General features: G+C 74.5%; 9 protein-coding genes. 8 read left to right on the top strand and 1 reads right to left on the bottom strand.

The window, feature by feature from the left end; translation table 11 throughout:
• Positions 1–331: 331 nt before the first annotated feature.
• From nirB to purH, 8 genes are all read left to right on the top strand, one after another.
• On the top strand, positions 332–2,902 hold the full coding sequence (gene nirB, locus ACO03V_RS11975) for a nitrite reductase large subunit NirB (RefSeq protein WP_423137737.1): 2,571 nt from the start codon (positions 332–334) through the stop codon (positions 2,900–2,902).
• On the top strand, positions 2,899–3,333 hold the full coding sequence (gene nirD, locus ACO03V_RS11970; protein WP_423137736.1) for a nitrite reductase small subunit NirD: 435 nt from the start codon (positions 2,899–2,901) through the stop codon (positions 3,331–3,333). Before nirB ends, nirD begins: the two co-directional genes overlap by 4 nt.
• The gene (gene cobA, locus ACO03V_RS11965; protein ID WP_423137735.1) at positions 3,330–4,562 is read left to right on the top strand and encodes a uroporphyrinogen-III C-methyltransferase; all 1,233 of its coding nucleotides are present in this window, start codon (positions 3,330–3,332) and stop codon (positions 4,560–4,562) included. The genes nirD and cobA overlap by 4 nt, the downstream gene beginning before the upstream one ends.
• Entirely contained in the window at positions 4,559–5,698 is a 1,140-nt protein-coding gene (locus ACO03V_RS11960) for a uroporphyrinogen-III synthase (RefSeq protein WP_423137734.1), read from the top strand. The genes cobA and ACO03V_RS11960 overlap by 4 nt, the downstream gene beginning before the upstream one ends.
• Positions 5,695–6,387, top strand: coding sequence for a sirohydrochlorin chelatase (locus ACO03V_RS11955; protein WP_367729248.1), 693 nt, complete (start codon positions 5,695–5,697; stop codon positions 6,385–6,387). Before ACO03V_RS11960 ends, ACO03V_RS11955 begins: the two co-directional genes overlap by 4 nt.
• Before the next feature lie 113 nt (positions 6,388–6,500).
• Positions 6,501–8,039 carry a DUF6350 family protein gene (locus ACO03V_RS11950; protein WP_423137733.1) on the top strand — a complete coding sequence of 513 codons (1,539 nt, stop codon included), beginning with the start codon at positions 6,501–6,503 and terminating at the stop codon, positions 8,037–8,039.
• A 98-nt stretch (positions 8,040–8,137) separates the two neighbouring features.
• Positions 8,138–8,743, top strand: coding sequence for a phosphoribosylglycinamide formyltransferase (purN, locus tag ACO03V_RS11945; protein ID WP_367729251.1), 606 nt, complete (start codon positions 8,138–8,140; stop codon positions 8,741–8,743).
• Between the two features lie 63 nt (positions 8,744–8,806).
• Entirely contained in the window at positions 8,807–10,417 is a 1,611-nt protein-coding gene (gene purH, locus ACO03V_RS11940; RefSeq protein ID WP_423137732.1) for a bifunctional phosphoribosylaminoimidazolecarboxamide formyltransferase/IMP cyclohydrolase, read from the top strand.
• Positions 10,418–11,030: 613 nt separating this feature from the next.
• Here purH and ACO03V_RS11935 read toward each other — a convergent pair.
• Positions 11,031–12,458, bottom strand: coding sequence for a dihydrolipoyl dehydrogenase family protein (locus tag ACO03V_RS11935; RefSeq protein WP_423137731.1), 1,428 nt, complete (start codon positions 12,456–12,458; stop codon positions 11,031–11,033).
• Positions 12,459–12,666 lie beyond the last annotated feature (208 nt).

The following is a 12,666-nucleotide window of genomic DNA, read 5'->3' as shown; positions in this document are numbered from 1 at the left end:
CGGGGTTGAGGCGCAAAGTGGCCCCGGGGCCACTCTGTGCGCCCCGGGGCCACTCCGGCAGTTTTCCGTGCACGGAAACCGGCCCCGGGGCCACACCGGCGGCGTCCCGCGCACGGAAACCCAGGCCGGGGCCACACCGGCGGCATCCCGCCCGCAAAACTCACACCACGGCGCGCCCCCGGTGAGGGAAACGTTCGCGAGGGGTAACGCGGGGGAGCGGGCCGGAGAAACGTCGTCTGCCTAGCGTCGGGGCATGGCCCGCTCGAACTCCGCAACCGGAACGAAACACGCTGCTGACGACAGCGCAAAGTCCGCCTCCTACGGTGGCGACATGCTCCCGCCAGCGTCGGTCGTCGTCGTCGGCGCCGGCATGGTGGCCCACCGCTTCGTGGAGAGCCTCCTCGCCCGCGACGTCGACGGTCGCTGGCGCGTCACCGTGCTCGGCGACGAGCGCCGCGCCCCCTACGACCGCGTCGGACTGACCGGCTACTTCGGCGGCCGGAGCGCCGACGACCTCGCGCTCGACCCGGCCTCGCTCGCCCACGAGCGGGTGCGCGTCGAGACCGACGCCCGCGTCGTGTCGATCGATCGCGCGAACCGGACCGTCACCACCGCCTCCGGCGACGTGCACGCGTACGACCGGCTGGTCCTCGCGACCGGCTCGTACGCCGCCCGGCTCGCCCTCGACGGCTTCGACAGTCGGGGGTGCTTCGTGTACCGCACGCTCGACGACGTCATCGCCCTCCGCGACTGGGTCGCGCGTCGTTCGGCGGAGCTCGGACGCCCCCTGCGCGGCGCCGTCGTCGGTGGCGGTCTGCTGGGACTGGAGGCGGCCGGGGCGCTGCAGACCGAGGGCGTCGCGCCGTTCGTGCTGCAGTCGAACGAGCGCCTCATGTCGGCGCAGCTCGACCTCGGCGGGGCCAAGGCGCTGCAGCGGCTCATCGAGGAGCGCGGCATCGACGTGCGCACCTCGTCGGTGACGACCCGGGTGGATGCCGACAAGACCGGCGCCGTGTGCGGGCTCGAGCTGCGTGACGGGAGCTGGGAGCCGGTCGACGTCGTCGTCTTCACCGTCGGCGTGCGGCCGCGCGACGAGCTCGCCCGCGCCGCCGAGCTGCGCGTCGACCCCCGCGGCGGTGTCGTCATCGACGCCGGCTGCGAGACGTCCGACCCGGCCGTCCTGGCCATCGGCGAGGTCGCCAGCTACGACGGCCAGTGCGTCGGTCTCGTCGCCCCCGGCTACGCCATGGCCGAGATCGCCGCGACCCGCCTTCTCGACGGAGAGGCCGCGTTCGACGGCTTCGACACGTCCGCGAAGCTCAAGCTGTCGGGTGTCGAGGTGGCGAGCTTCGGCGACGCGTTCGCCGAGACGCCGAACGCCCTCGACGTCACGTACGCCGACCCGGTGTCCGGCGTCTACAAGAAGCTCGTGCTCAGCGACGACGCGCAGACGCTGCTCGGCGGCATCCTCGTCGGCGACGCGTCGGCGTACGGAGCGCTCCGACCGCTCGTCGGGCGCGCGCTCGGCGGCGACCCGGCCGTCTACCTCCTGCCGGCCGATCTGGCGCCCGCCGCCCAGGGGGAGCTCCCGGCGGACGCCATCGTCTGCTCCTGCAACGGCGTCACCGCCGGCACCGTCCGCGACGCCGTCACCGAGCACCAGTGCGCGGACGCCGCCGAGGTGAAGGCATGCACCAAGGCCGGTGCGGCCTGCGGCTCGTGCTTCACGCTCGTGAAGAAGCTCGTCGCCACCGAGCTGGCGGCATCCGGTCGGGAGGTCTCCTCGGGGCTGTGCGAGCACTTCTCCTTCACCCGCGCGCAGCTGTTCGACATGGTCCGGGTCTCGGAGCTGCGCACGTTCACGTCGATCGTGCAGCGGTTCGGCAAGGGCCGCGGCTGCGACATCTGCAAACCCGCGCTCGCCAGCATCCTCGCCAGCCTCTACTCGGGGCACGTCCTCGACGGCGAGCTCGCGACGATGCAGGACACGAACGACCACGTCATGGCCAACATCCAGCGCGACGGCAGCTACAGCGTCGTGCCGCGCATCCCGGGCGGGGAGATCACGCCCGAGGGGCTCGTCGTCATCGGCGAGGTGGCGCGGGACTTCGGGCTCTACACGAAGATCACCGGCGGCCAGCGCATCGACATGTTCGGCGCGCGGCTCGAGCAGCTGCCGGACATCTGGCGCCGGCTCGTCGACGCCGGCTTCGAGTCCGGGCACGCGTACGGCAAGTCGCTGCGCACCGTGAAGTCGTGCGTCGGGCAGACGTGGTGCCGTTACGGCGTGCAGGACTCCGTCGGCATGGCCGTGCAGCTCGAGCTGCGATACCGCGGCCTGCGCTCCCCGCACAAGCTCAAGTTCGGCGTCTCGGGCTGCGCGCGCGAGTGCGCGGAGGCCCGCGGCAAGGACATCGGCGTGATCGCGACCGAGGCCGGCTGGAACCTCTACGTCGGCGGCAACGGCGGCTTCACGCCGCGTCACGCGGAGCTGTTCGCGGAGGGCCTGGACGACGAGGGCCTGTTGCGGGCCATCGACCGGTTCCTCATGTTCTACATCCGGACCGCCGACCGGCTGCAGCGCACCGCGCCCTGGGCGCAGGACTACGAGGGCGGCCTCGAGGCGCTCAAGGCCGTGGTCTTCGACGACAGCCTCGGCATCGCGGAGGACCTCGACCGCGCGATGGCCTCGCACGTCGACGCCTACGAGGACGAGTGGGCGGCCACCCTCGCCGACCCCGACAAGCTCCGACGCTTCGAGAGCTTCGTCAACGCCCCCGACGTCGCCGACCCCTCCCTCGCCTATGTCGCCGAGCGCGGGCAGCCCCGTCCCGCGACGGCGGAGGAGCGCTCCTCCGGCGCCGTCCTCATCGGCGGCACGACCCTGGCGGTGCGCTCATGACGATGACCGACGTCACCCCCTCCGCCCCGCCGCAGGAGGGCGGGATCCCGGATGCCGCCCCCTCCCGGTCGGCGTCCCCCGTGGCATCCGCGTGGGTCCGTGTCTGCCGCGTCGACGACCTCCTCGTCGAGCGCGGGGCCGCCGCCCTCATCGGAGGCCGCCAGATCGCGCTGTTCCGCACCTACGACGGGCGCCTGTTCGCCACCGACCAGGTCGACCCGTTCAGCGGCGCGGCAGTGCTCTCGCGCGGCATCGTCGGCGACCGCGACGGCGTGCCCACGGTCGCCTCGCCGATGTACAAGCAGGTGTTCGACCTGCGCACCGGCGCCTGCCTCGACACGCAGGGCAAGGAGCCGCTCGCGGTGCGCACGCACCCGGTGGCCGTGACCGACGGCGACGTGTTCGTCAAGATCGAAGGAGACGCCCGATGATCGCTCTGGCCGGACTGGACCTCACCGACCGCCTCGTCGTGTGCGTGGGCGGCGGACGCGTCGCCGAGCGGCGCATCGCCCGGCTGCGGGCCTCCGGGGCGCGCATCCGCGTCGTCGCCCCGGAGGTGACCGACGGGCTCGCGGCGCTCGCCGCCGCCGGGACGATCGACTGGGCGGCGCGCCCGTTCGACGCCTCCGATCTGGACGACGCCTGGTTCTGCCACACGGCCACGGGATCGGCCACGGTGGACGCCCTCGTCGTCGACGCGGCCGAGGCGCGCCGGGTGTGGTGCGTGAACGCCGGTCACGGCGGCAAGGGCACCGCGCGGCTCGCGGCCGAGACGACGAGCGACGACGTGCTGGTCGGCGTCGTCTCCACCGCGGGGGCGGACCCGCGCCGGAGCGTCGCCGTCCGCGACGCCATCGCCGACGGTCTGGCGGCCGGACGGCTGCCGCTGCGTCGTCGTCGCCGCCCGCTCGTCGGGAGCGTCGCCCTCGTCGGCGGCGGCCCCGGCCCGGTGGACCTGCTGACCGTCCGCGGTCGCGCGCTCCTCGCCGCGGCCGACGTGGTCGTGCACGACCGCCTCGGTCCCACCGGCGTCCTGGCGGAGCTCGGCGACGATGTGGAGCTCGTCGACGTGGGCAAGCGCCCCCACCACCACCCGGTCCCGCAGGACGAGATCAACGCGATCCTCGTCGACCGCGCGTCTCGCGGCCTCCGCGTCGTGCGCCTGAAGGGCGGCGACCCCTTCGTCTACGGCCGCGGCGGCGAGGAAGTCATCGCCTGCCGGGCGGCCGGTGTGCCGGTCGAGGTCGTCCCCGGGATCAGCAGCGCCATCGCGGTGCCCGAGAGCGCCGGCATCCCGGTCACGCATCGCGGTGTCGCCGGTACTCTGCACGTTGTGAACGGTCAGGAGAGTCCGAGCCCCGCGACGCTGGCGGCCCTGCGGGACGACACGGCCACGGTGGTGGCCCTGATGGGCGTGAGCGGCCTGGCCCGCTTCGTCGACGCGGCGCGGGCGGCGGGTGCGCCGGCGGATCGGCCGGTCGCCTTCATCGAGAACGGGCACACGCCGCAGCAGCGCACCATCCGTTCCACGATGGAGCGGGCGGTCCCGGATGCCGCGGCTCACGGCCTCCGCAACCCCGCCGTCCTGGTGTTCGGCGAGGTCGCCCGCGCCGAGCTGCTGCTGCCCGCGGTCGTCGCCCAGGGCGAGGGCGTGGGGTGACGACGCCCGCGCGGACGATCAGCACGGTGCTCCTCGGGTGCACCGTGCTGCTCCCCGTCGACCGCCGGTCGGGGGAGCTGTCGGCCGCGCTCGAGCGTCACGGCGCCCGCGTCCGCGTGGCGCCTGCGCTGACGATCGTCCCGCACGTCGACGACGACGAGCTCATCGCGCACACGCGGGCCCTCGTGGACGACCCGCCCGACATCGTCGTCGCGACCACGGGCGTCGGTTTCCGCGGATGGATGGAGACCGCCGACGAGGCGGGGCTGCACGACGACCTCGGCGCGGTGATGCGCGGAGCGCGGATCGTGGCGCGCGGCCCCAAGGCCCGCGGGGCGATCCAGCAGGCCGGGTTCGAGGCCGACTGGGTCGCCGAGAGCGAGACCTCGGCGGAGCTGCGCGACTTCCTCGTGGCCGAGGGCATCGAGGGGCTGCACGTCGCCGTGCAGCACCACGGCTCCGGCGCCGACGGCCTCGACGAGGCGTTCGCCGACGCCGGCGCGCGCGTCACGAGCCTCACCATCTACCGCTGGGGGCCGCCGCCCGACCCCGAGATCGTCGCGGCATCCACGCGTCAGGTCGCCCGCGGCGAGATCGACGCCGTGCTGTTCACCTCCGCCCCCGCCGCGCGGGAGTGGATCCTCGCCGCGGAGCGCGCCGACGCGCTGCCCGGCATCGCCGCGCGGGCGGCGGACGGTCGGCTGCTCGTGGCCGCTGTCGGACCGATCACGGCGGGTCCGCTCGTGGAGGCGGGGATCGACCCGCTCGTGCCCGACCGCGGACGCCTCGGGGCGCTCGTACGGGCCGTGGTGACGCATTACGGCGGCGTCGACGCGCCGCTCATCCCCACGACCGCGGGACGTCTCGGCATCCGGTCGTCCGGCATCGTCCTGGACGGCGCCTTCACGCCGCTGCCGCGGACGGGCGTGGAGATCCTGCGCGCGCTCGCGCGCGAACCCGGGACGGTGGTCTCGCGCACGGATCTCATCGCCGCGCTCTCGAACGCCGGGGCGAGCGGGCACGCGGTCGAGGTCGCCGTCGCCCGCGCGCGGGAGGCCCTCGGCGGGCTCGACCTCGTGCGCACCGTGTACAAGCGCGGCTATCGGCTCGATGTGATCGACGAGGAGGACTCATGACCGCTGTGCTCATCGCCTGCGCCCACGGGACGCGGTTCGAGGAGGGGCGCGTCGTCGTCCGCGCGCTGCTCGAGGTGCTCCGCGACACCGCCCCCGCGGGCGTCGAGGTGCACGAGGCCTACGTCGACGTGCACGGGCCGTACGTGACCGACGTCGTCGCGGCGGCGCGGGAGCGCACCGACGACATCGTCATCGTGCCGCTGCTGCTCTCGACCGGCTACCACACCGAGGTCGATCTGGTGGAGGCGGCCGACGGCATCCCCGTCGCCCCGGCGCTCGGACCGCATCCCGTGCTGGCCGAGATCCTCGCCGACCGCGTCCGGGCCGTCGGGACCGAGCCGGGCGACGCCGTCGTCCTCGCGGCGGCGGGATCGACGCGTCCCGGCGCCGTCGTGGACGTCGAGCGGATGGCCGACCTGCTCGGGTCCGCCGGCGTCGAGGGGCCGGTGATCGCGGCCTACGCGGCGGCATCCGATCCCCGCATCGCCGCGGCCGTGGAGACGGCCCGCGCCGCCGGGCACCGCACCGTCGCCGCCAGCTACGTGCTTGCCCCCGGCCACTTCTCGCGCGTGATCGAGGCGGCCGGCGCGGACGCGACGACCGCTCCCATCGGGGCCGACCCGCGGCTGGCGACCGTGGTGTGGGAGCGGTGGGCGGCCGCGCGACGACCGGTCGCCGCCGTTCGCTGAGGCCGGCCCCGCGTGCTGCGCGGGCTCCGGCCCCGCGACGAGCGGCGAAGCCGGGTCCGCCCGCCGCGCCTGGACGGGCCGCACACGCGCCGCGGGTAGGGTCGCTCTCGCCCATGCACCGTCTCATCGTCGCCCTCCTCGCCGCCTTCGACGCCGCCCTGGCGGCCGCCGGCGGCATCGCCGTCGTCCTCGCACCGCTCGCCCTCCTGTGGGTCGTCGGTCTGGGCGACCCCGACTGGACGGCGCTCTGGCCCGCCGCCGCCGCCGTCTGGCACCTCGGGCACCTGGTGCCGATCACGGTCACCCTGCCCGACGCGTACCTGGCCGCGACCGGCATCGACCCGGCGCTCGCGACCTTCACCCTGTCGCTCGCACCCCTCGCCTTCGCCGTCTTCACGGGCCTGTTCGCGGCCCGCTCCGGCGTCCGCGCGGCCGAGGCGGGCGCCGCCGTCACCGGCTGGGTCTCGGGCTCCGCGGTGTTCGCCGGTCTGGCCGCGCTCATCGCCCTGTCGTCGGGGGCGCCGCTCGTGGCATCCGAGACCTGGCAGGCGATCCTGTTCCCCGCCCTCCTCTTCGCGGTGCCCGCGTTGCTCGGGGCGATCGTCGGGTCGTGGCGGGTCGGCGACGAGGGCCCGATCGACGCCCTCCGCGTCCGCCTCGACGACCTGCCGGAACCGTGGGGGCGTGTGCCCGCGCTGATCGCGCGGGGGCTCGGCGTGAGCGTGCTCGGCGTCGTCTCGGTGGGGGCGCTCATCGTCGTCGTGGGGCTGGTCGCCGGGAGCACGCAGATCATCGCGCTCTTCCAGGCGATGAACGTCGACGCCGTCGGCGCCACCGTGATCGCGCTGGCGCAGCTGACCTACCTCCCCACGCTCGTCGTGTGGGGCCTGTCCTTCGCGGCCGGTCCGGGGTTCGCGGTTGGCACCGACACCGCGGTCACCCCGGCGGGGACGCAGGTCGGCGTGCTCCCCGGCATCCCGGTCCTCGGCGCCGTCCCCGAGACGACCACGCCCTGGCTGCTGCTGCTCGTGCTGCTGCCCGTGGGCGTGGGCGCGCTCACCGGGTGGATCCTGCGAGCGCACCTGCCCGCGACACGCGACCCCGAGCCCGTCGGCCCGCGGCTCACCGTCGCGGTCGCCGTGGCCGCGCTGACCGGCGGGGCGGGGGCGCTGCTCGCGGTCCTCGCGCGCGGGTCCATGGGCCCCGGTCGTCTCGCCGACACCGGTCCCGAACCCGGTCCCCTCGCCCTCACTCTGGGTCTCGAGGTGTTCGTCGGCCTCGCCATCCTGCTGCTGTCGCCGCGCGTCGGCGCGCCCGTCGCGGAGATCGCGCCGGCCCGCCCCGCCGCGACCCGCACCCCCGTGATCCCGCGCTCCCTCTTCGACCCGCACACCGGCGAGCACCCCGTCGTCCCCGCCCGGCCCGGCGACGACAGGACGCGGGATGCCGCCGACCCGGCGCCGTCACCGGGGCCGAGCGGCATCGGGTCCGACGTCGACCACGCCTGGCCCACGGCGCCGGTGCCCCGCGCGGACGCGGGGCCGGCCGCGGACACCGCCGACCTCAGCGACGACGAGGTGCGGGCGCGCATCCGCGACGCCTGGGCCTCCCCGGAGTGGGGCCGCTCCGGCGACGAGCCGCGCGACCGCTGACCCGGCGGGCGGCCGCGGCCCGTCTCGCCGTCGCGGTGTCCGCCCGCCGTCTCCGCGGTGGTCCGGTGCGGGCGGAGGCATCCCCGTAGACTGTCGGCGTGCTCACGGTCGCCGTCCTCATCTCCGGCACCGGCTCGAACCTCCGCGCCCTGCTCGAGGCGGCCTCCGCCCCCGACTTCCCGGCGCGCGTGATCGCGGTCGGTGCCGATCGCGAGGCCGCCGGCTTCGCGCACGCGGAGGAGTTCGGCATCCCCACCTTCCTCGTCCCGTACTCGTCGTTCGCCTCGCGTGACGAGTGGGGGGCGGAGCTTGGCGAGCAGCTCGCCGTGTGGCAGCCCGACCTCGTCGTGCTGAGCGGCCTCATGCGTCTGCTCCCCGCCGACCTCGTCGCGCAGTGGGAGCCGCGCATCATCAACACGCACCCGGCGTACCTGCCCGAGTTCCCCGGCGCGCACGGCGTGCGCGACGCACTCGCGGCCGGCGTCACGCAGACCGGGGCGAGCGTCATCGTCGTCGACAGCGGCGTGGACACCGGGCCGATCCTCGCGCAGGAGCGGATCCCCGTCCTCCCCGGCGACGACGAGGACGCGCTGCACGAGCGCATCAAGCCCGTCGAGCGCCGTCTGCTCATCGACGTCGTCCGGCGGATCGCCGAGGGCGACCTCGACCTCGCCGCCGAGGCATCCGCCCCCCGAACCGTCTGACCCGCGGGACGGCATCCGTCCGTCGCGCCCCGAGAACCCGACACGAGACACAGGAGCCGCAGCATGGCCGGACCCCGCCACGACCCCGCCGACTACCGTCCCCGTGACGTCGTCCCGATCCGCCGCGCGCTGGTGTCGGTCAGCGACAAGACCGGCCTGCTCGTGCTCGCCGAGGCGCTCGCCGGCGCCGGCGTCGAGATCGTGTCGACCGGCGGCTCGGCCACTCTTCTGCGCGAGGCCGGATACGAGGTCACCGACGTCTCCGCCGTCACCGGTTTCCCCGAGTCGCTCGACGGTCGCGTGAAGACGCTGCACCCGAACGTGCACGCGGGCCTGCTCGCCGATCTGCGGCTCGCCTCGCACGAAGCGCAGCTCGAAGAGCTCGGCATCCGGGCCTTCGAGCTCGTGGTGGTCAACCTGTACCCGTTCGTCGAGACCGTGGCATCCGGTGCCCAGGGCGACGACGTCGTCGAGCAGATCGACATCGGCGGCCCCGCCATGGTGCGCGCGTCGGCGAAGAACCACGCGAACGTCGCGATCGTCGTCTCGCCCGAGTCGTACCCCGCGATCATCGAGGCCCTGCGCACCGACGGCGGGACCTCGCTCGTGCAGCGCCGCGAGCTCGCCGCCCGCGCCTTCTCGCACACCGCCGCGTACGACACGGCCGTGTCCACGTGGTTCGCGGAGGGGACGCTGGGCGACGACATCGACCTGCCCGCGCACCTCACCATCCAGGCCGAGCGCCTGAGCACGCTGCGATACGGCGAGAACTCGCACCAGCGCGCGGCCATCTACTCCCGCGTCGGCGGTCACGGCATCGCCCAGGCGACCCAGCTGCAGGGCAAGGAGATGTCGTACAACAACTACGTCGACGCCGACGCCGCCCTGCGCGCCGCGTTCGACATGGTCAAGCCGGCCGTCGCCATCATCAAGCACGCCAACCCGTGCGGCATCGCCGTCGCGGCGCCGAACGCGCTCGACCCGATCGCGTCGGCCCATTTGCGCGCGCACGAGTGCGACCCGGTGTCGGCGTTCGGCGGCGTCATCGCCGCCAACCGCACCGTCACGCTGAAGATGGCCGAGAACCTCCGCGACATCTTCACCGAGGTCATCGTCGCGCCCGACTTCGAGCCCGAGGCCCTCGAGGTGTTCGCGCTGAAGAAGAACCTGCGCGTGCTGCGCCTTCCCGCCGACTGGCAGCAGGAGCGGATGGACGTGCGGCTTCTGTCGGGCGGTCTCCTCCTCCAGGATGCCGACCGGTTCCCCGCCGACATCGAGTCCGTCGCCAAGGACTGGGAGCTCGTCTCGGGCGAGCGTCCCGCGCCGGAGGACATGACGAACCTCATCTTCGCCTGGAAGGCATGCCGCGCGGTCAAGTCCAACGCGATCGTGCTCGCCAAGGGCTCGGCGACCGTCGGGATCGGCATGGGCCAGGTCAACCGCGTCGACTCGTGCCGCCTCGCGGTGGAGCGCGCCGGGGACCGGGCGGCCGGGTCGATCGCGGCATCCGACGCCTTCTTCCCCTTCGCCGACGGGCCCCAGGTGCTGATCGACGCGGGCATCTCCGCGATCATCCAGCCCGGCGGTTCGGTCCGCGACGCGGAGGTCGTCGACGCCGCGCGCGCGGCCGGTGTGACGATGTTCTTCACGGGGGAGCGCCACTTCTTCCACTGAGCCGCGGGTCGCCGTTTGTCCGGCCGGCGGCGGGGTGGGGCGCCCGAAGTGGCCCCGGGGCACCGTAAGTGGCCCCGGGGCCACTCGGCGCTGTGCCACTCGGCGCTGTGCCACTCGGCGCTGGGGCCACTTGGTGCCACTCGTGTTCGCGCTCGGCGCTCGACTGCTCGGTGTGCGCCGGCGCAGTTGTGTGCGGCCTTGGGGCGCCGGAAGTGGCCCCGGGGCGCCGGAAGTGGCCCCGGGGCCACTCGGCGCTGTGCCACGAGGCGCTGTGCCACGAGGCGCTGTGCCACTCGGCGCTGTGCCACGAGGCGCTGTGCCACGAGGCGCTGTGCCACTCGGCGCTGGGCCACTCAGGTTCGGCCACTCAGCGCTCGGCGCTCGACTGCTCGGTGCGCCGGCGCGGTTGTGTGCGGCCTCGGGGCGCCGGAAGTTGCCCCGGGGCGCCGTAGGTGGCCCCGGGACCACTCGGCGTTCGGCCATTTGACGCTCGGCCGGTGCCCCGTCGCGGTTGTGTGCGGCCTCGGGGCGCCGGAAGTGGCCCCGGGGCGCCGTAAGTGGCCGCGGGGCCACTTCCGTGACGCGGGAGAGAACAGCGGGGCAGCGTCCGCGGTCAGGCGGAATCGCGACCCAGCGTCTCCAGCAGCCGCAGCCACACCTCGCTGACCGTCGGGTACGACGGCACCGCATGCCACAGCCGCTTCGCCGGGACCTCACCCACGATCGCGATCGTGGCGGAGTGCAGCAGCTCGGCGATGTCGGGACCGACGAAGGTCGCGCCGACGAGCACGCCGCGGTCGAGGTCGACGATCGCGCGCGCCTGGCCGACGTACGCGTCGGACTGCTCGCTCGATCCCGCGACGCTCGCCAGGTCGTAGTCGAGGACCTTCACGTTCAGGCCCTTCTCCTCGGCCTTCGCGGCGGTGAGGCCGACGGACGCCACCTCCGGGTCGGTGAACGTCACCTGCGGCACCGCGTCGTGGTCGGCGGTCGCGACGTGCGCGCCCCACGGGGCGTCGTCCACCTCGCCACCCTGCGCCCGAGCGGCGATGACGTCGCCGGCGGCACGGGCCTGGTACTTGCCCTGGTGCGTCAGCAGTGCGCGGTGGTTGACGTCGCCAACGGCGTACAGCCAGTCGAAGCCGCGGACGCGCAGCGTGTCGTCCACGTCGAGCCACTCGCCTGCGGCGAGGCCGACGGCGTCCAGGCCGAGGTCCTCGGTCCGGGGCGTGCGGCCCGTCGCGACGAGGACCTCGTCGGCGGTGACGGTGGACCCGTCGGAGAGCTCCAGCACCTTGGCGCCGTCGTCTCCGCGGCGGGCACCGGTGGCATCCACCCCGGTCTTCACCGTGACACCGCGGTCGCGCAACGACGCCGCGACGAGCTCGCCGGCGAACGGCTCGTTCCCGCCGAGGAGGCCGGAGCGGGCGATGATCGTCACCTCGGAGCCGAGGGTCTGGAACGCGGTCGCCATTTCGGCGCCGACGACTCCGCCGCCGAGGATCGCGATCGCACGGGGGATCTGCTGGACGGCCGTGGCCTCCCGGCTCGTCCACGGCTCGATGTCGGACAGGCCCGGGATGCCGGGAAGCAGCGCCGCCGATCCCGTGCAGACGGCCACGGCGTGGAGCGCGACGAGGTCGGTGGTGGTCCCGTCCTCGGCGGTGACCTGCACGGTCTTCTCGCCGGTGAGGCGCCCGTGTCCGCGGACGAGGTCGATGCCGGCGCCCTGCAGCCACTCGACCTGTCCGGAGTCGTTGTAGTCGCTGGTCATCGTGTCGCGGCGGCGGAGGACGGCGGCGACGTCGAGGTCGCCGGTGATCGCCTGCTTCGCACCGTCGACGTCGCGCGCCGCGCGCAGGGCCGCGCCGCTGCGCAGAAGCGCCTTCGACGGCATGCAGGCCCAGTACGAGCACTCGCCGCCGACGAGCTCGGACTCGACGATGACGGCGGTCAGTCCCGCCTGCACGGCGCGGTCGGCGACGTTCTCGCCGACGGGGCCGGCACCGATGACGATGAGGTCGTATTCGCGTTCGCTCATGTCGCCACGGTACCGATGGCGATCCGCGCGCGCCGGGGGTTGCGCCTCGGGTCTTGCGTGTCGCGGCATGCGGTCGCCGATCCCGTCGCCCCGTTCGGGGCGCGTTCCGGCGGCCGGGGCGCGTGTCATCCGCCCCGTTCGGAGAACCCGCCCCACGCACCCCGGAGGACGACGGGGCGGTGCGGGACGGGCCGTTGACGCGACGCCT

It is taken from the genome of Microbacterium sp. HMH0099 (assembly GCF_049384025.1).
Classification (GTDB): domain Bacteria; phylum Actinomycetota; class Actinomycetes; order Actinomycetales; family Microbacteriaceae; genus Microbacterium.
The sequence above is the reverse complement of the archived record's forward strand: the minus strand, read 5'-3'. Positions and strand labels throughout refer to the sequence as shown.

Bases quoted from the DNA above. Each gene is read 5' to 3' on its own strand.
- nirB (WP_423137737.1), top strand. From the start codon at position 332: ATGCTCCCGCCAGCGTCGGTCGTCGTCGTCGGCGCCGGCATGGTGGCC.
- nirD (WP_423137736.1), top strand. From the start codon at position 2,899: ATGACGATGACCGACGTCACCCCCTCCGCCCCGCCGCAGGAGGGCGGG.
- cobA (WP_423137735.1), top strand. From the start codon at position 3,330: ATGATCGCTCTGGCCGGACTGGACCTCACCGACCGCCTCGTCGTGTGC.
- ACO03V_RS11955 (WP_367729248.1), top strand. From the start codon at position 5,695: ATGACCGCTGTGCTCATCGCCTGCGCCCACGGGACGCGGTTCGAGGAG.
- ACO03V_RS11950 (WP_423137733.1), top strand. From the start codon at position 6,501: ATGCACCGTCTCATCGTCGCCCTCCTCGCCGCCTTCGACGCCGCCCTG.
- purH (WP_423137732.1), top strand. From the start codon at position 8,807: ATGGCCGGACCCCGCCACGACCCCGCCGACTACCGTCCCCGTGACGTC.
- ACO03V_RS11935 (WP_423137731.1), bottom strand. From the start codon at position 12,458: ATGAGCGAACGCGAATACGACCTCATCGTCATCGGTGCCGGCCCCGTC.